Source organism: Aminobacter sp. J44 (assembly GCF_007829415.1).
GTDB lineage: Bacteria > Pseudomonadota > Alphaproteobacteria > Rhizobiales > Rhizobiaceae > Aerobium.
In genome coordinates this window covers 52,247-70,267 of record NZ_VLJG01000006.1, presented here as the reverse complement: position 1 = coordinate 70,267, position 18,021 = coordinate 52,247, and the positions used below count along the sequence as shown (strand labels likewise).

14 protein-coding genes are annotated in these 18,021 nt (G+C 65.1%); all 14 read left to right on the top strand.

The features are described from left to right. Positions 1-8: 8 nt before the first annotated feature. The 14 genes from L610_RS03460 (at position 9) to L610_RS03395 (ending at position 18,010) form a co-directional block, all read left to right on the top strand. Positions 9-3,911, top strand: coding sequence for a glycoside hydrolase/phage tail family protein (locus L610_RS03460; RefSeq protein ID WP_144702500.1), 3,903 nt, complete (start codon positions 9-11; stop codon positions 3,909-3,911). 15 nt (positions 3,912-3,926) lie between these two features. Next, positions 3,927-4,133 carry a hypothetical protein gene (locus tag L610_RS03455; RefSeq protein WP_144702497.1) on the top strand — a complete coding sequence of 69 codons (207 nt, stop codon included), beginning with the start codon at positions 3,927-3,929 and terminating at the stop codon, positions 4,131-4,133. 55 nt (positions 4,134-4,188) lie between these two features. Continuing rightward, positions 4,189-4,476 carry a hypothetical protein gene (locus tag L610_RS03450; RefSeq protein WP_144702494.1) on the top strand — a complete coding sequence of 96 codons (288 nt, stop codon included), beginning with the start codon at positions 4,189-4,191 and terminating at the stop codon, positions 4,474-4,476. A 67-nt stretch (positions 4,477-4,543) separates the two neighbouring features. Next, positions 4,544-5,209 (top strand): response regulator transcription factor, encoded by a 666-nt coding sequence (locus L610_RS03445; protein WP_144702491.1) that lies wholly within the window; start codon positions 4,544-4,546, stop codon positions 5,207-5,209. Between the two features lie 38 nt (positions 5,210-5,247). Further along, positions 5,248-6,648: an ATP-binding protein gene (locus L610_RS03440; protein ID WP_144702488.1), complete on the top strand. Its 1,401-nt coding sequence runs from the start codon at positions 5,248-5,250 to the stop codon at positions 6,646-6,648. A gap of 99 nt (positions 6,649-6,747) precedes the next feature. After that, positions 6,748-7,179 carry a hypothetical protein gene (locus L610_RS03435; protein ID WP_144702485.1) on the top strand — a complete coding sequence of 144 codons (432 nt, stop codon included), beginning with the start codon at positions 6,748-6,750 and terminating at the stop codon, positions 7,177-7,179. A 67-nt stretch (positions 7,180-7,246) separates the two neighbouring features. Further along, entirely contained in the window at positions 7,247-8,323 is a 1,077-nt protein-coding gene (gene ccmI, locus L610_RS03430) for a c-type cytochrome biogenesis protein CcmI (protein ID WP_144702482.1), read from the top strand. A 9-nt stretch (positions 8,324-8,332) separates the two neighbouring features. Beyond that, on the top strand, positions 8,333-8,797 hold the full coding sequence (gene ccmE / locus L610_RS03425) for a cytochrome c maturation protein CcmE (protein WP_024848089.1): 465 nt from the start codon (positions 8,333-8,335) through the stop codon (positions 8,795-8,797). Further along, positions 8,797-10,785: a heme lyase CcmF/NrfE family subunit gene (locus tag L610_RS03420; protein ID WP_024848088.1), complete on the top strand. Its 1,989-nt coding sequence runs from the start codon at positions 8,797-8,799 to the stop codon at positions 10,783-10,785. Before ccmE ends, L610_RS03420 begins: the two co-directional genes overlap by 1 nt. After that, entirely contained in the window at positions 10,782-11,255 is a 474-nt protein-coding gene (locus tag L610_RS03415) for a cytochrome c-type biogenesis protein (RefSeq protein ID WP_024848087.1), read from the top strand. The genes L610_RS03420 and L610_RS03415 overlap by 4 nt, the downstream gene beginning before the upstream one ends. Before the next feature lie 108 nt (positions 11,256-11,363). After that, complete coding sequence (locus tag L610_RS03410) at positions 11,364-12,896, top strand: Do family serine endopeptidase (RefSeq protein WP_024848086.1); 1,533 nt, start codon at positions 11,364-11,366, stop codon at positions 12,894-12,896. Between the two features lie 68 nt (positions 12,897-12,964). Beyond that, positions 12,965-13,639, top strand: coding sequence for a response regulator transcription factor (locus tag L610_RS03405; protein WP_024848085.1), 675 nt, complete (start codon positions 12,965-12,967; stop codon positions 13,637-13,639). Next, positions 13,636-15,075, top strand: a complete 1,440-nt coding sequence (locus tag L610_RS03400) for a cell wall metabolism sensor histidine kinase WalK (RefSeq protein ID WP_024848084.1) — start codon at positions 13,636-13,638, stop codon at positions 15,073-15,075. The genes L610_RS03405 and L610_RS03400 overlap by 4 nt, the downstream gene beginning before the upstream one ends. After that, positions 15,062-18,010, top strand: a complete 2,949-nt coding sequence (locus L610_RS03395; RefSeq protein ID WP_144702479.1) for a bifunctional [glutamine synthetase] adenylyltransferase/[glutamine synthetase]-adenylyl-L-tyrosine phosphorylase — start codon at positions 15,062-15,064, stop codon at positions 18,008-18,010. Before L610_RS03400 ends, L610_RS03395 begins: the two co-directional genes overlap by 14 nt. Positions 18,011-18,021 lie beyond the last annotated feature (11 nt).

The following is an 18,021-nucleotide window of genomic DNA, read 5'->3' as shown; positions in this document are numbered from 1 at the left end:
GGCCAGCCATGGCGACAATTATACTCCAGGCAGCCGGGGCGTTTCTCGGCGGCATCTTTGGGCCTATCGGCAGCGCGATCGGCTCGGCCGCCGGCGCGATGGCGGGCTACGCCATCGATCAGACGCTCTTGCAGGGGCATCGCCGTATCGAAGGCCCACGGCTGGGGGCGCCGCGCCCGTTCCTTGCCGAGGAAGGCCAGCCGATCCCGCGCGTCTACGGGACGATGCGCGTTGGCGGCAACCTGATCTGGGCGACCAGGTTCCAGGAGACGAAAACCGTCGAACGCCAAGGCGGCAAAGCGGGGCCGCGGGTCACCACGACCACCTACGCCTACTTCGGTAACTTCGCCTTTGCGCTGTGCGAGGGCGAGATCGCGGGTGTGCGCCGCATCTGGGCGGATGGGCGTGAACTCGATCTCGAAGAGTTCAACGTCCGCGTCTACATCGGGTCAGAGGACCAGCTTCCTGATCCGCTGATTGCGGCGAAGCAGGACGGCAAGGCACCGGCCTATCGCGGCACGGCCTATGTCGTGTTCGATCATTTTCCGCTCGGCGACTTCGGCAACCGCATCCCGCAGTTTCAGTTCGAGGTGATGCGGCCGGTGGGGGAGCTTAACGGGCAGATCAGATCGGTCGCGCTGCTGCCGGGTGCGACGGAGTACGGGCTCGATCCGGAACCGGTGACCCATACGCCGAGTCCAGGCGTGACCATCTACGTCAACCGCAATGTCCTGCATGGGCCGACGGACCTCATTGCTTCGCTTGACGAGCTGCAGGCGCTGTGCCCGAACCTCGAGGAGATCGCCATCGTCGTCACTTGGTTCGGCGACGATTTGCGCGCGGGGCACTGCAGGATCAGGCCCAAGGTGACGCAGAACACGGCGCTCGAGTTTTCGGAGCCCTGGCGCGTGTGTGGTCAGGTGCGCGAGGAGGCGGAGCAGGTGAGCTACGTTGACGGCGTCGCGTGCTATGGCGGCACACCGTCGGATGCTTCAGTCGTCCGCTGCATCCAGGAAATCAGGCGCCGGGGATTGCGCGTTGCGCTCTACCCGTTCCTGATGATGGATGTCCCCTCCGGCAACGGGTTGCCTGATCCCCACGGCGCGGACGAGCAAGCACCTTTCCCGTGGCGCGGGCGCATCAGCTGCATCCCGGCGCCGGGAAGCGAGGGATCGCCGGACAAGTCTGCAGAAATTCGGGACGATGTGGCCGCGTTCTGCGGCAGCGCGGATGTAGCGGACTTCGCTGTCGAGGAAGGCGCGATCGCGTTCTCAGGCGACGAGGACGACTGGGGCTTTCGCCGGCTGGTGCTGCACTACGCAGGGCTGGCTGAGCTAGCAGGCGGCGTCGACACTTTCCTCATCGGCTCCGAGTTGCGCGGGCTGACGACGCTGCGCGACGCAGACAACCAATTCCCGTTCGTCGAGGCGCTGTGCGAGTTGGCCGCCGATGTCCGCAGCGTTCTGGGCAGCGGCACAAAGATCACCTACGGCGCCGACTGGACCGAATATTTTGGGCACCAGCCGCCGGACGGTTCTGGCGATGTGTTCTTTCACCTCGACGAGCTGTGGGCGCATCCGGCGGTCGATGCGGTCGGGATCGACAACTACATGCCGCTCGCCGACTGGCGCGACGAAGACATCGACGGCGGGAACCCGGACGGATTCCGCCTGCCTTACGACATTGACGGTTTGCGCAGCCAGGTGAGCGCCGGCGAGGGCTTTGACTGGTACTATGCAAGCGCGGAGGCCCGCGAGGCGCGGGAGCGCTCGCCGATCACCGACGGCGCCTATGGCAAGCCGTGGGTCTTCCGCTACAAGGACCTGGTCTCGTGGTGGGAGAACCAGCACTTCAACCGGATCGGTGGGGTCGAGGCGGCTGAGCCGACTGCATGGCTGCCGCGTTCGAAGCCGATCTGGTTCACGGAGCTTGGTTGCCCGGCGGTCGATAAGGGCCCCAACCAGCCAAACGTGTTTCCGGACAGAAAATCGTCGGAGAACGCGATCCCGTATTTTTCGAACGGCGGGCGAGCGGACGAGGCGCCGGCCAGGTTCCTGCAGGCGCACTATCAGCACTGGGACCCGGAGAGCCCGTACTTCGACGAAGCGAAGAATCCGGTTTCGCCAGTCTATGGCGGGCGGATGGTCGACAGGGTGCGTATCAGCGTGTGGGCATGGGACGCGCGGCCGTTCCCGGCTTTTCCCCTGCATGACGAGATCTGGGCCGATGGCGAGAACTGGAGCGCCGGCCACTGGCTCAACGGCAGGCTGTGCGGGGTGCTCGGCGCTGATCTGGTCGAGGCGATCCTGAAGGGTCACGGGCTGCCGGCGGCCGACACGAAGCTGGTGGCCGGAAGTCTCTATGGCTACCTGACAGATGCGCCCGATACCGCGCGGGCAGCGCTGGAGCCCTTTGCGCAGCTCTTCGGTGTGGTGGCTAGGGAAGAGGACGGACGGCTGCGGTTCTCGTCGGAAGATGCTGCGCAGCAGGTCTTTCCCGTCGCGGAGCTCGTCGTGGAGGAAGGCGGCGCCACGCTGGAGCGGACGCGCATGCCGCAGCGCGACCTGAACGACGCGGCCGAGGTGAGCTTCATCGAACCTTTTGCGGAGTATCAGGCAGCCGTTGTGCGGGTCGTGCGGCCGGGGGCGCATGAGGCTTCAATCGAGCGGCTGTCGCTTCCCGGCAGCATTCATCGTGAAGGCGCTGCGGCACTGATCAGCGACTGGCTCGAGCGTCGCCATGTTGCGCGAGATACGATCGGCTTTGCGGTGCCGGCGAATGCGACCGCAATCGAGGTCGGCGCCGTCGTGCGGCTGGATGCTGATGAGGCGGGCTACGACTACCTCGTGACGGAGGTCGAGCAGGGCTGGAGCTGCAAGGTGGTTGCGCGCCGGGTGAGCCGGCGTGTTCCTACGCCGCAAGGGCTCGGCTTCGGCGACAGCAATTACCGCCCGCCGGCATTCGCGGGGGCGCCGCATGTCATGCTTCTCGACCTGCCGATGCTGCCCGGCACCGCCGATTTCGAAAAGCAGTTCAGGATTGCTGCATTCGCCGATCCCTGGCGGCAGCAGGCGGTCTATGCCTCGCCGGAGCAGAGCTCGTTCCAGTTTATGACCGCAGTCGAAACGAGGGCGACGATGGGCGAACTCGTCGAGCCGCTGGAACCCGGACCTCGGGCCAGGATGGATCTTGCCGGCTCGCTGACGGTGAAGCTGTTCGGCGGCGAACTCGCCAGCGTCAGCATGGCGAGCCTGCTGAATGGCGCGAATGTCGCGGCCCTGCGGTCAGAGAGCGGCGAATGGGAAGTGCTGCAGTTTGCCGCCGCAGAGGAAATCGCGCCAAGCATCTGGCGGCTGACAAAGCTGCTGCGGGCGCAGCTTGGCACTGAAGACGCAATGCGGACCGGAAATGAGGCTGGTGCGGCGTTTGTGCTGCTCAACAGCGCGGTGGTGAGCGCGGGGCTCACGCCGGAACAGTGCGGCCTGGTGCTCAATTGGCGCGTGGGGCCGGCCGGCCAGACGCCCGGTACGCGAAACTTCGTTTCGGCACAGCAGGCAGGCGGCATGCGGGCGCGCCTGCCGCTGTCGCCGGTGCATCTGAAGGCGGTGGAGCAGGACGACGGCAGCGTCGCGATCAGCTGGATCCGGCGCGGGCGGATCGATGCTGATGCCTGGCTGGCCGAGGATATTCCGCTCGGCGAGGAGAGCGAAAAGTACCGGATTGAGCTGGCGGGCGAGGAGGGCGAGGCGCGGCGCGTGGTGGAGGTCGCGACGCCTTCGTGGACTTATCCAGAGGAATTGGCGCTGGCGGATTTTCCGGATCGGCCTTGCGAGGTTGAAGTCACCGTTCGCCAAGTCAGTTCGTCCGTCGGTGCCGGCGTTCCGGCGCGGTGCCGCGTAATGCTCACTTAAGATGAGGAGAGCTAAATGGAAGAGGTAAAGCCGTGGTATCTGTCGCGAACGGTGTGGGCATCACTAGTAGTTATTGTTGCCTCGATCGCGGCGTTGTTTGGGTTTACCTTTGATGATGCAGAAATGACGGAGCTGGTCGACGGTATCGTGCAGGCAGTGGTAGCCGTCGCCGCGCTCGTTGCACTGGTTGGCAGGCTGGCTGCACGCGCAAGGATCGGTTAGCGTGCGGCGGTTATTGTTCATTCCGCGTTCAGGCATACTACGATAGAACCGAGGCATGAAAACGCTCCGCACCATCTCTCAAGTTCTTGTCGCGGGACTTCTGGCCTCGGCCCTGCTGGTGCCTGAGGCACCGGTTCAGGCGGCATCCGACGCCTATGAGGTCGCGCAGGCGGGCTCCTGCCACGATGTCGGCCAGCGCTACGCCGCGCAGATGGGCGGACAGCTGGCGCGCGCCACGCCGGACGTGAGAGGTGGGCAGCAGGTCTGCGTCATCGTCGTGCTGTTGCCTGCGCGGGACGGCCAGCGGCCGCGCCGCGAGGAAATCGTGGTTCCCGCCGGCTAGAGCGTCACGTTGCCTGCCGTGAATTTCCAGACATAATCACCCCCGACGCCAACCCACAGGACACCCAATGCGCATACTCGTGGTCGAGGACGACAAGGATCTGAACCGTCAGGTTTCCGAAGCGCTCATCGATGCCGGGTATGTCGTGGACCGGGCATTTGACGGCGAGGAGGGGCACTTTCTGGGCGACACCGAGCCCTACGACGCGGTGGTGCTCGATATCGGCTTGCCGCAGATGGACGGCATCAGCGTGTTGGAGCGCTGGCGTCGGGACGGGCGCAAGATGCCGGTGCTGATCCTGACCGCGCGCGACCGCTGGAGCGACAAGGTCGCCGGCATCGACGCGGGCGCAGACGACTACGTCACCAAGCCATTCCATATCGAGGAAGTGCTGGCGCGCGTGCGCGCGCTGATCCGCCGCGCGGCGGGGCACGCCTCTTCGGAGCTGATTTGCGGACCGCTTCGGCTCGACACCAAGTCGTCAAAGGCCTCCATCGATGGCGTGACGCTGAAGCTGACCTCGCACGAGTTTCGCCTGCTCGCCTATCTGATGCACCACATGGACCAGGTGGTGTCGCGCACTGAGCTGGTCGAGCACCTTTACGACCAGGATTTCGACCGCGACTCGAACACCATCGAGGTGTTCGTCGGCCGCTTGCGCAAGAAGATGGGCGTCGACCTGATCGAAACGGTTCGCGGGCTCGGCTACCGCATGCGGGGGACGCCGGAGTGAGAAGCGCCCGCGTCCATCACGGCTGAACGGCGCGACCGGTGCTGGCGTCCGTCCTTCCGATCCTTAAGAAGCCTTTCCGGTACCTCGCATTTCGCGTCGTCGCCTTCTCGACGGTGTGGGCTGTGCTGGCGCTTGTTGTCATTGCAACCATCATCTCCACCCTGTTCAGGCAGGCGAGCGAGCGCGGCTTCGAAAGCCTGCTGACCGCGCACCTGTTCAACCTCATCAGCTCCGTCGGCGTTGATGCCGATGGCAGGCTCTCCGGCTCGCCCAACCTCGGCGACCTGCGGTTCACCATTCCGAACTCGGGCTGGTACTGGTCGGTCGAGCCTGTCTCGGAGGACGTGAAGGGCAGGCTTCAATCGCTGTCGCTGACCGGAGACCTCCCGTCGCCGCCGACCGACGAATTCCCGTTCAACAGCGAATACCAGCGCGGCTATCTCGCTGACGGTCTCGATGGCGAGACCATAGAGGTCTTTGAAAGCGAGTTCGTGCTGGCGGGCGAGAACAGCATCGCCCGCTTCAGGGTGATGGGAAATCGTACCGAGCTGGAAGAAGACATCGCCAGCTTCGAGCGGCAGCTTCACCTGTCGCTGCTGGTCTTCGGCCTTGGCATGATCGCGATCAACGCGATCGCGATCCTGATAGGTCTCAACCCGCTGCGGCGGGTGCGAAAGGCGCTGGCGGAGATTCGCGCGGGGCAGGCGCACCGGCTCGACGGAGCCTTCCCGGCCGAGATCGCGCCGCTTGCGGACGAGACCAATGCGCTGATCGACAACAACCGCCGCATCGTTGAGCGCTCGCGCACGCAGGTGGGCAATCTCGCACATTCCCTGAAGACGCCGCTCGCGGTGCTGACAAACGAGGCGCGGGCGATCGGCGGCAAAAAGGGCCAGCTGATCGCCGAGCAGGCAGGCGCCATGCAGCAGCAGGTGGAGCATTATCTGCAGCGGGCGCGAATGGCCGCGCAGCGCGACACCATCGTCTTCCGCACGCCGGTGAGGCAGGTCATCGAGCGTATGGTGCGGGTGATGGCCAGGCTCAATCCGCGCATCGACCTTTCGCTGGACGCGCCGGACGATGAGTTCATCTTTGCCGGCGAACGTGAGGACCTTGAGGAGATTGCCGGCAACCTGCTCGAGAACGCGATGAAGTGGGGTCGAGAGCAGGTCGCAGTCACGATCGGGGCAGGGCCGGGCGAGGCCGGCCAGCGCACCTTCCGGCTGATCGTCGATGATGATGGCCACGGAATTCCTGAGGAAAGCCGCCGCGACGCGCTCGTGCGCGGGCGAAGGCTGGATGAGACGAAGCCGGGGACTGGCCTCGGGCTCTCGATCGTTGCCGATCTCGTCAAGGAGTACGGTGGCGAGATCGTGCTTTCTCGGTCACCCTGGGGTGGCCTGCGTGCATCGGTAACCCTTAAACGTGCACAACAGTGACGTTACGTTGCCGTTTTGCCATGGATGCGCCAAACTCTGCCTTAATGAAGCGTCGGTCGGCGGGGGAGACGCAGGACTGATTGGAAAGGCATCTTGGTAATGAACCATTCGATTGCGGCGGTGGTGGTTCTTGTAGCGCTGTTGTCGGCCTGTTCCACGACGGGCAGCCCAACGGCAAGTCTGGCGGAAAGGGCATTTGCAGGAAGTTCGCGACCGGTTTCGACGGCCATCGTTGAGGCGATGGCAGGAGGCCTGATCGCCCGCACGCCGGGCGTCCAGCTCGACAGCCGCGAGCGCCGGCGCGCTCTGGAAGCGGAGTATCGCGCGCTCGAATACATGCCCGCCGGTCAGTCAGTGTCGTGGGGACGCCCTGGTGGAAGCCGGGGTGAAGTCGTTGCCGGGTCGCCGTATAGGGTGGGGTCGCAGGATTGCCGCCAGTACACGCATACGGTTTATGCGGGCCCCGCGGTGCGTTCGACGCGCGGCACTGCATGTCGCAATCCCGACGGCAGCTGGACGATTCTCGCGTAGCGAGATCGCCAAAAAGCCGCACTGAGCCGTCATTGGCATCGGGGAAACCAACCGCTATCTGACGGCCATGGCTTTCTGGATTTTCGCAGCCCTCCTTACCATTGCCGCGTGCCTTGCCGTGTTGCTGCCGGCGATGAGCGGGCGCGCGTCCGCTGGCGCGGACGCTGACCACGACCTGACGGTCTACCAGGACCAACTGGCGGAGCTTGAACGAGACGTCGAGCGCGGCGTGATCGATCCGCAGGAGGCTGCGGAAGCACGCGCCGAAATTGGGCGCCGAATCCTCAAGATTTCAGGCGAGAAGCAGAAGGCTGCCACAAGCAGCCAAATCGGCAAGGTGATCGCCACCTGCGCCGTGCTGATGGTGCCACTCGCAAGCTGGGGCGTCTATTCCGTCACCGGCTCGCCCGATCTCCCGAGCCAGCCGCTTGAAGCGCGCCTGTCTAAGGATCCGTCCGAGAGCAGCATCGAGGAGCTGATTGCTCGCGCTGAAAAGCATCTTGTCGCGAATCCGCAGGATGCCCGCGGCTGGGAGGTGCTTGCGCCGATCTACTACCGCGTTGGTCGTTTCCAGGATTCGGTGACCGCCTGGCGCAGCGCCATCTCCATCAGCGGACAGAACGCCGCGCGTGAAATCGGGCTGGCTGATGCGCTGACGGCGGAGGCCGGTGGCGTCATCGTTGCCGATGCTCGCCAGGCCTATGAGCGTGCGCTGCAGCTTGAGCCCGGCAACCCGAAGGCGCGGTTTGCGCTGGCGGCCGCGCTTTCGCAGGAAGGCCGGGTCGAGGACGCCCAGAAGGCGCTGCGTGAGCTGCTTGCCGACCTGCCGGCAGATTCGCCGTGGCGCGGAGCGATCAACCAGGCGCTCGCATCAACCAATGGTGATGACGGCAATTTGACTTCGGACAACGCACAGTCCGAGATGATCGAGAATATGGTGGCAGGCCTCGACCAGCGACTGCGCGAGCAGCCGCAGGATCCGGCCGGCTGGCAGCGGCTCATTCACTCCTATGTCGTGCTCGGTCGGGTGGAGCAGGCGAAGGATGCGCTCGCGCGAGGACTTGAGGCGCTGGGCGCCGATAGCGAAGCCGGCAATGAACTGTCCGCCTTTGCCGCGGAACGCGGCTTGAGTGCGAAGGAATAGACGATGGCAATGACGCGCAAGCAGAAGCGGCTTTCGGTGATTGGCGGGGCGATGCTGTTCCTGGGCCTTGCCTCGGGACTGACGCTCTATGCTCTCGGCCAGAAAACGTCGTACTTCTATACGCCCATCGACCTGAAGGCTGCCGCGCCTGAGGCCGGGCAGCGCATCCGTCTCGGCGGCCTCGTTGAGGAAGGCTCGGTCGTGCGCGGCGGAGGAACCGAGATCCAGTTCTCGGTCACCGACCAGTCGCACTCGGTCCGCGTCGCCTATAACGGCATCCTGCCTGACCTTTTCCGCGAGGGTCAGGGCGTTGTCACCGAAGGCGAGATGCGGCCGGACGGCATCTTCGTTGCCGACAGCGTGCTGGCGAAGCACGACGAAACCTACATGCCCCCGGAAGTTGCGGACAAGCTGAAGCAGAACGGCATGTGGCAGCACGCCGAGTCCTCTGACGGCGAAGAGGCAACGCAGTGATCGCCGAGATCGGACATTTCTCGCTGGTCCTGGCCTTCACCCTGGCTCTCGTCCAGTTCGCGGTGCCGCTTGCGGGGACGCGCCTGGGCGATGCAAGGCTGATGGCGGTTGCGAGCCCGGTGACGCTGGTGGGCTTTGCGCTCGTCGCGCTGTCCTTCGCGACCCTGATTACCGCATACGTCCAGTCCGACTTCTCGGTTTTGAACGTGTGGGAGAACTCCCACTCGGCAAAGCCGATGCTCTACAAGGTAACGGGCGTATGGGGAAACCATGAGGGTTCGATGATCCTCTGGGTCTTCATCCTCACCTTCTTCGGCGCGCTGGTCGCCATGTTCGGCCGCAACCTGCCCGACACGCTGCGCGCCAACGTGCTTTCCATTCAGGGGCTGGTCGGAGCCGCCTTTCTGCTGTTCATCCTGGCGACGTCGAACCCGTTTGCGCGATTAACGCCGGCGCCGATGGAGGGCCGCGACCTCAATCCCGTGCTGCAGGACATCGGGCTCGCGGTTCACCCGCCGATGCTCTACCTCGGCTATGTTGGCTTCTCGGTCTGCTTCTCCTTCGCCGCTGCCGCCCTTATCGAGGGCCGCATCGATGCGGCGTGGGCGCGCTGGGTGCGCCCGTGGACGCTGGCCGCGTGGATCTTCCTGACCGGCGGTATCGCAATGGGCTCCTACTGGGCCTATTACGAACTCGGCTGGGGCGGCTGGTGGTTCTGGGACCCGGTCGAGAACGCTTCATTCATGCCCTGGCTGTCCGGAACGGCTTTGCTGCACTCAGCGATCGTCATGGAAAAGCGCTCGGCGCTGAAGATCTGGACGCTGCTGCTGGCAATCCTCACCTTCTCGCTGTCGCTGATGGGTACGTTCCTTGTCCGCTCGGGTGTGTTGACCTCGGTGCACGCATTCGCGACCGATCCGGCGCGCGGCGTATTCATCCTCGTGCTGCTGATCCTGTTCATCGGCGGCTCCCTCGCGCTGTTTGCCGTGCGCGCTTCGTCGCTGACGGCGGGCGGCCTGTTCCACCCGATTTCACGCGAGGGCTCGCTCGTCCTCAACAACCTGTTCCTGACCACCGCGACGGCAACCGTGCTGCTCGGCACGCTCTACCCGATGCTGGTCGAAGCGGTGTCGGGTGAGAAGATTTCGGTCGGAGCGCCCTTCTTCAACCTTACCTTCATCCCGCTTGCGGTGCCGCTGCTGCTCGCCGTTCCGTTCGGCCCGCTGCTCGCCTGGAAGCGCGGCGATCTCTATGCGGTGGCGCAGCGCCTGTTCTTCGCCTTCGGCGGCGCGTTGCTGGTGATGCTGATCGGCTACTTCTTCGTCGATGGCACCGGAGTGCTCGCGGCCTTTGGCATGGGCCTTGCGGCCTGGCTGATGCTGGGCGCGATGACGGACCTGGCGCTGAAGGCCGGCGTCGGCGGCGTGTCAGGGTCGGTCGCTTGGCGCCGTTTCCGCGGCCTGCCGCGCTCCGTGTTCGGCACGGCGCTGGCGCATTTCGGTCTTGGCGTCACGGTGCTCGGCATCGCGACCGTTACCTCGCTCGACGTCGAAGAAGTCACGGTGATGCGTCCGGGCGACACGCTCCCCGTTGCCGGCTACGCGCTCAAGTTCGAGGACATCGCGCCCTACCGTGGCCCGAACTTCACGGAGGATCGTGCTCGATTCACCTATTTCGACGCGGCGGGGCGTCCGAAGGGCGAGATCATTTCGTCGAAGCGCGTCTACACTGCTCGCCAGATGCCGACAACGGAAGCCGGCATTGCCACACGCGGTTTCAGCCAGCTCTACGTTTCGCTCGGCGACGTAGCGCCCGATGGCGGGCTGGTCGTGCGCGTGTGGTGGAAGCCGCTGGTGCTGCTGATCTGGCTCGGCGGTGTCGTGATGATGGCCGGCGGCGTGATTTCGCTGCTTGACCGGCGCCTGCGCGTGGGCGCGCCGGCACGCCGCAAGACGAAGGCTGTTCCGGCAGGGGTTGCTGCGGAATGAGGAAGCTCGCTGCATCGCTGATTCTGCTGTTTTCGCTCGCCATGCCGGCGCTGGCGGTACAGCCGTCGGAAGTGCTGGATGACCCGGTGCTCGAGCAGCGTGCGCGAAAGCTGTCGGCGGGGCTGCGCTGCATGGTCTGCCAGAACCAGTCGATCGACGACTCGGATGCCGAGCTCGCCCGCGACCTCCGCGTTCTTGTTCGCGAGCGTCTGGTCGCCGGTGCGACCGACGAAGAGGTCATCGACTATGTCGTCTCGCGCTACGGCGAGTTCGTGCTGTTGCAGCCGCGTGTAAGCGCTCGCAACGCCATCCTGTGGGCCACTCCCGTCGTGCTGCTGGTCATCGGCGGCACGTTCCTGTTCGTGCGCGGCCGCAAGCGAGTTGCGAAGCCGGCCTCAGCCGCGCTCACGCCCGAGGAGGAGCAGAAGCTCCGCGAAATCCTAGGCGGGGACGACACCTCCCGCTCCTGAAGATTACAAAAGTTTCATGCGCCGGAAATGGCGCTGTAAGGTTGGCTCGCCTATCTCAGAGGCCAAGGGTGCGATGGCGCATCCACGGTATCACCAGGGAAATGCGAGATGACTCAGAACCAGACTGTTTCTAAGGCACGTAACCGCTGGCTCGCTGCTGCGGCTTCGGTTGCCATCGCCAGCGCGATCGGTTTCGGCGCCGTCACCTCCGGGGCTCTGCCTTCCTATGCAGAGGCGGTCAAGGTCGAGGGCGTCCAGCAGAGCGCGGGCTTTGCCGATGTTGTCGAGCGCGTCAAGCCGGCCGTCGTGAGCGTCCGGGTCCAGGCAAAGGTTGATCCGGCAAGCGATCGCCGCAACGGCTTCTCGTTCGGCATGCCGGGCTTTGAGGACCTGCCGCGTGATCATCCGCTGTACCGCTTCTTCCGTGAATTCCGGGGCGAGCGCGAGTTCGGCAATCCGCGCCAGCGCGCACGTCCGGAGCGCCCGGGGAAGGAGCGTTCGCGCCCGGTTGCGCAGGGTTCCGGCTTCTTCATTTCCGGTGACGGCTACCTCGTCACCAACAACCACGTCGTCGAGGGCGGCTCGGACTTCGTCATCGTTACCGATGACGGCGAGGAGTTTGATGCGAAGCTGGTCGGCACTGACCCGCGCACCGACCTTGCCGTACTGAAAGTCGAGGCGGACAAGACCTTCACCTATGTCGCCTTTGCCGACGACTCGAAGGTTCGCGTTGGTGACTGGGTCGTCGCCGTCGGTAACCCGTTCGGCCTTGGTGGCACCGTGACGGCAGGTATCGTTTCAGCCCGCGGGCGTGACATTGGCGCGACGCTGTATGACGACTTCATCCAGATCGACGCTGCGGTGAACCGCGGCAATTCCGGTGGCCCGGCCTTCAACCTCAATGGCGAAGTCGTCGGCGTCAACACAGCGATCTTCTCGCCGTCGGGCGGCAATGTCGGCATCGCCTTCGCCATCCCGGCCTCGACCGCGAACCACGTCGTCAAGAACCTGATCGAGAATGGCGCGGTGACCCGTGGCTGGCTGGGCGTCCAGATCCAGCCGGTGACCGACGAGATTGCCGAGTCGATCGGCCTCGAGAAGCCGAAGGGCGCGCTTGTGACCGAACCGCAGGCGAATGGCCCGGGCCTTGCCGCCGGCATCAAGGCGGGTGACGTCATCACCTCCGTCAATGGGCGCGACGTCGCCAACCCGCGAGAACTTGCTCGTACCATCGGCAGCTTCGCCCCGGGCGAGGAGGTCGAGGTCACCCTGTGGCGTGGCGGCAAGGAAGAGAAGCTGAAGGTCAAGCTCGGCGAACTGCCGACCGACACCGCCAAGGCTGAGGCGCCGTCGAGCGGCAAGGCGACCGCCGACACCGCTCTCGCTGACCTCGGCATAACCGTGGCCCCGGCCGATGATGGCAAGGGCGTGGTCGTAACCGAAGTCGAGCCGGGCAGCCCTGCTGAGGAGCGCGACATCCAGGTCGGCGACGTGATCGTCGCGGTGAACTCGAACCTGGTGACGAGCGGCGAGGATATCGGCAAGGCTGTCGAGGAAGCCTCGAAGGCGGGCCGCAAGGCGGTCCTGCTGCAGGTCTCCCGCGACAACAACAACCACTTCGTGCCGCTGCCGATCGGCTGATCGCGGTATGAACAAGGCGACGGTCTCAGGGCCGTCGCCTCCTTCCTTTTTCGCGTATAGTCGCGCCCATGAAGATTCTTGTCATTGAAGATGACCGCGAAGCCGCGGAGTACCTGCAGAAGGCTCTCGGCGAAGCGGGCCACAACGCGCATGTCACCTTCGACGGCGACAGCGGCTACCAGCTGGCGCTGGACGGCGACTACGACGTTCTCGTCGTCGACCGCATGCTGCCGCGCCGCGACGGCCTTTCCGTGATTTCAGGGCTGCGTACCAGCGGCATTACAACGCCGGTGCTGATCCTCTCGGCGCTGGGCGAGGTCGACGACCGGGTCACCGGCCTCCGCGCCGGCGGCGACGATTACCTCACCAAGCCCTATGCCTTCAGTGAGCTGCTTGCCCGCGTCGAAGTGCTGGAGCGCCGCGGCAGTCCGCGCGAGGTCGAGACCGTCTACCGCGTCGGCGACCTTGAGCTCGACCGGCTCTCTCACACCGTCAAGCGTGCTGGCAAGGAGATCCCGCTGCAGCCGCGCGAGTTTCGTCTGCTCGAATATCTGATGCGCCATGCCGGGCAGGTGGTGACCCGTACCATGCTGCTCGAAAACGTCTGGGACTATCATTTCGACCCGCAGACCAACGTCATCGACGTACACGTCTCGCGGCTGCGCTCGAAGATCGAGAAGGGGTACGAAACGCCCGTCCTCCACACCATCCGCGGCGCCGGCTACATGCTGAAGGCCGGATGATGCTGCCCGCGGTCCTGCGCACGACGGCGGCACGCCTCACTGCGATGTTCATGGTGCTGTTCGCGCTCTGCGCGGCAGTGCTGGTCTTCTACATGTCGTCGCTGTCGGTGAGCATGCTGACCGCCCAGACGCAGGAGACTATCGCCGAGGAGATGGAGGTGTTGTCGCGAGCCTACCAGCGCGGCAGCCTGCCGGCGCTGGTGCGCTTCGTTGAGGTCCGCTCGCGTCAGCCCGGCGCCAATCTCTACCTGCTGGCAGATCCGAACGGGCGTATTCTGTCTGGAAACGTCGAGAGCATTGAGCCGGGCGTGCTCGAGGGCGACGGCTGGACCGGACGCCCCTTCGCATATCGGCGCTATGGCGACAGGAGTGCGGCGACGACCGAAGAGGGCGAAGAACAGGCGGAGTTCAGCGGCCACCAGGCCGTCGCGCTGGTGCTGCGCCTTCCCAACCAGATGATCCTGCTCGTCGGCCGCGACCTCGGCGAGCCGCAGATCGTTCGCGACATCGTCAACCGTTCGCTGATCCTCGCCTTCGGCATGATGGGGATTGGTGCCGCCGTGATCTGGTTCTTCGTCGGCCGCCGGGCGCTGCGCCGCATCGATACCGTCTCGGAGGCGAGCCGGCGGATCATGGCGGGCGACCTGTCTGAACGCCTGCCGGTGAGTGGCACCGGCGATGAGTTCGACCGCCTGTCGCAGAACCTCAACGTTATGCTGGCGCGCATCGCCCGGCTGAACGATGGCCTCAAGCAGGTCTCCGACAACATTGCCCACGACCTCAAGACGCCGCTCACGCGCCTGCGCAACCGCGCCGAGGCAGCACTTGCGGGCGATCCCCGGGACGCCGACTACCGCGAGGCGCTGGAGGCGACCATCCGCGAGTCGGACCAGCTTATCCGCACCTTCAACGCGATCCTGATGATCTCGCGTCTCGAGGCTGGCCAATCGTCAGAGCAGACTACAACCGTCGACCTCCAACAAACCGTTGCCGACGTCGTGGAGCTCTACGAGCCAGTTGCAGAAGAGATGGGTGTGACCATCGAGGCCTCGATCGCGGGCGAGGCGAGCATCACCGCCAACCGCGAGCTGGTCGCGCAGGCGCTGTCCAACATCGTCGACAATGCAATCAAGTACTCGGCGGGCTCTGGCGAGGCACCGAAGGTGCAGGTCTCGCTTGGCCGCGAGGATGACGGCTACGTCATCGAAGTCGCCGACAACGGCCCGGGCATTCCGGACGAGGATCGCGACCGCGCGACGGAGCGCTTCGTGCGTCTCGAGCGGAGCCGCTCGCAGCCGGGATCTGGCCTCGGCCTTAGCCTCGCCAAGGCCGTGATGGAATTTCATCACGGGAGGCTTGAATTGGCAGGGCGAAACCCCGGACTATCCGTGCGGATGATCTTCCGGGAGGATTCGCACAAAGATGAGCAAGGCTGAGAACGGCGAGACCTGGTTCGGAACTACGGTCATTCATCTGGAACCGCTGGATGCGAAGGCGGCAGCGGAAGGCCTGAGCGACTTGGCTGACGCCGCCAGGGAGGGCGGCTACGGGAAGACCGCGGCGCTGCTGCATGGCAAGTCGCCGCTGGCGGCCTTCCTCGGCGCGGCCTTCGATCTCTCTCCCTTTCTTAAAGGCTGCGCCCGTCGCTACCTCGCGGCGCTGGAGAACCTCTTCTCTACGCCTCTTTCCCAGCGGCTGAAGGAGATCAACGAGCAGATCCGCGCCCTCGGCACCCGCCAGGGGCAGAGCGAATCTCTGCTGATGAAGGAGCTGCGCGAAGCCAAGGGTGAGGCGCATTTCCTGATCGCGCTTGCCGACCTTGCCGGCGCGGCCGACGCCTCCGTTACCGTCCGCCGCCTCAGCGATCTCGCGGACGCCTGCGTCGCGACCGCCATAGACTTCCTGCTCCTCGAAGCCAATCGGACGGGCAAGCTGAAGCTCGTTGATCTGGCGAAGCCGGCGGAAAAATCCGGCTGGATCGTGCTGGGCATGGGTAAGCTCGGCGCGCGTGAGCTGAACTTTTCCTCCGACATCGACCTCATCATCTTCTTCGATCCGTTCGCCCCGGCGGTGCCGGAACCTTACGAGGCGGCCGATACTTTCGTGCGCCTGACGCGGCGGCTGGTGCGCATCCTCCAGGACCGCACCGAGCACGGCTATGTTTTCCGCACCGACCTGCGCCTCCGCCCCGACCCCGGCTCGACGCCGCTAGCAATCCCGGTCGAGGCTGCGCTGATCTACTATGAGGGCAGGGGCCAGAACTGGGAGCGCGCGGCGATGATCAAGGCGCGCCCGGTCGCCGGTGACATCGAGGCGGGTAATGCCTTCCTCAAGGAACTGACGCCCTATGTCTGGCGCAAGTACATGGACTTTGCGGCGATCGCGGACGTTCATTCGATCAAGCGCCAGATCCATGCCCACAAGGGCCACGGCGAGGTGGCCGTGAAAGGTCACAACGTCAAGCTTGGTCGTGGCGGCATCCGAGAGATCGAATTCTTCGTGCAGACACAGCAGCTAATCGCGGGCGGGCGTTTCCCGGAACTGCGCGGCCGGGAGACAATCGAGATGCTGAAGGTGCTGGCCGAGCGCGGCTGGATCACGCCCGACGCGCGCGATGCGCTGACGGCCCAGTACTGGTTCCTGCGCGACGTCGAGCACGCCATCCAGATGGTCGCCGACGAGCAGACCCACAATTTGCCCGAGGACGACGAGGGGCTGGAGCGCATTGCACGTATGGTTGGCTTTGCCAGTGCCGAGGAATTCTCGGCATCCTTCCGCAAGTCGCTGCTGCTGGTCGAGAGCCACTATGCAGCCCTGTTCGAGACGGCGCCGCAGCTGTCGCGCGGCGTCGGCAACCTCGTCTTCACCGGCGACGTAGATGACCCCTCGACCCTGCAGACGCTTTCGGAACTCGGCTTCTCCCGGCCGAGCGACATCTGCCGCGTGATCCGGACGTGGCACTTTGGGCGCTACCGCGCGACGCAATCGTCGGAGGCGCGCGAGCGTTTGACGGAGTTGACGCCAGCACTGCTCGAAACCTTCGGCCGCACCAGGCGCGCCGACGAGGCGCTACTGCGCTTCGATGAGTTTCTGGCGGGGCTTCCCGCGGGCATCCAGCTGTTCTCGCTGCTCCAGTCCAATCCCGCGCTGCTCGACCTGCTTGCCACCATCATGGGCGCGGCGCCGCGGCTTGCCGCGATCATCACCCGCCGCCCGCACGTCTTCGACGGGCTGCTCGACCCGGCGCTGCTGTCGGAGCTGCCGAACAAGGCCTACCTCTCCGCGCGGCTCGACGCGTTCCTACAGGGCGCGGAGCTGCACGAGGAAAAGCTCGACCGCCTGCGCATCTTTGCGGCCGAGCAGCAATTCCTGATCGGCGTGCGCCTGATGAAAGGCGCGATCGATGCCGTGCGCGCCGGCAAGGCGTTTTCTGACCTTGCCGATCTGACGATAGGCGCGGCGCTAGCCGCCGTGCAGGAAGAGTTTGCCATCCGCCATGGCCGCGTGCCAGGCGGACGCGTCGCGATTCTCGGAATGGGCAAGCTCGGCAGCCGGGAGCTGACAGCCGGCTCCGACGTCGACCTCATCCTGCTCTACGATCACGACCCGGACGCCGACGAATCCGACGGGGAGAAGGGCCTTGCCCCTTCACACTACTATGCGCGTCTCACCCAGCGCCTGATCGCAGCTGTTTCCGCGCCGACGGCCGAGGGCGTGCTTTATGAGCTCGATCTCCGTCTGCGCCCCTCCGGCAACAAGGGGCCCGTGGCCACCCATATCGATGCCTTCCGCAAATACCAGCGCACCGAGGCATGGACCTGGGAGCACATGGCGCTGACGCGCGGCCGCGCGATTGCAGGCGACGAAAGCCTCTGCAAGGAGGCCGATGAGGAGGTGGCGCAGATCATCGCGCTCGACCGCGAGCCGAAGAAAATCTTCAAGGACGCGCGCGAGATGCGCGCGACGATCGCGCAGGAAAAGCCGCCCCGCAACATCTGGGATTTGAAGCTGATTTCAGGTGGCCAGATCGATCTTGAGTTCACCGCCCAGTGCGCGCGGCTTACCGGCAACATCGAGCCGGGCGAGTGGCCGCCTACCTCGACCGGAGATGCGCTGGCGCGGCTGACGCCGGAGTTCTGCAGTCCCAAGACGCGCGACGATCTCGTGCGCGCCTACGAGCTTTACCTGTCACTGACGCAGATCGTGCGGCTATGCCTGACCGGTCCACTCGAACCGGACGACGTGCCGCCGGGCGTTGCCGACCTGCTTCTGCGCAGCACAGACCTGCCAAGCATTGACGTTCTCCAGGCGCACATCAAGGACACGGCAGCCACCGTGTCCGACGCGTTCAAGAAGCTGCTTTCAGCCTGATTTGGGAAGGG

Bases quoted from the DNA above. Each gene is read 5' to 3' on its own strand.
- L610_RS03460 (WP_144702500.1), top strand. From the start codon at position 9: ATGGCGACAATTATACTCCAGGCAGCCGGGGCGTTTCTCGGCGGCATC.
- L610_RS03455 (WP_144702497.1), top strand. From the start codon at position 3,927: ATGGAAGAGGTAAAGCCGTGGTATCTGTCGCGAACGGTGTGGGCATCA.
- L610_RS03450 (WP_144702494.1), top strand. From the start codon at position 4,189: ATGAAAACGCTCCGCACCATCTCTCAAGTTCTTGTCGCGGGACTTCTG.
- L610_RS03445 (WP_144702491.1), top strand. From the start codon at position 4,544: ATGCGCATACTCGTGGTCGAGGACGACAAGGATCTGAACCGTCAGGTT.
- L610_RS03435 (WP_144702485.1), top strand. From the start codon at position 6,748: ATGAACCATTCGATTGCGGCGGTGGTGGTTCTTGTAGCGCTGTTGTCG.
- ccmI (WP_144702482.1), top strand. From the start codon at position 7,247: ATGGCTTTCTGGATTTTCGCAGCCCTCCTTACCATTGCCGCGTGCCTT.
- ccmE (WP_024848089.1), top strand. From the start codon at position 8,333: ATGACGCGCAAGCAGAAGCGGCTTTCGGTGATTGGCGGGGCGATGCTG.
- L610_RS03415 (WP_024848087.1), top strand. From the start codon at position 10,782: ATGAGGAAGCTCGCTGCATCGCTGATTCTGCTGTTTTCGCTCGCCATG.
- L610_RS03410 (WP_024848086.1), top strand. From the start codon at position 11,364: ATGACTCAGAACCAGACTGTTTCTAAGGCACGTAACCGCTGGCTCGCT.
- L610_RS03405 (WP_024848085.1), top strand. From the start codon at position 12,965: ATGAAGATTCTTGTCATTGAAGATGACCGCGAAGCCGCGGAGTACCTG.
- L610_RS03400 (WP_024848084.1), top strand. From the start codon at position 13,636: ATGATGCTGCCCGCGGTCCTGCGCACGACGGCGGCACGCCTCACTGCG.
- L610_RS03395 (WP_144702479.1), top strand. From the start codon at position 15,062: ATGAGCAAGGCTGAGAACGGCGAGACCTGGTTCGGAACTACGGTCATT.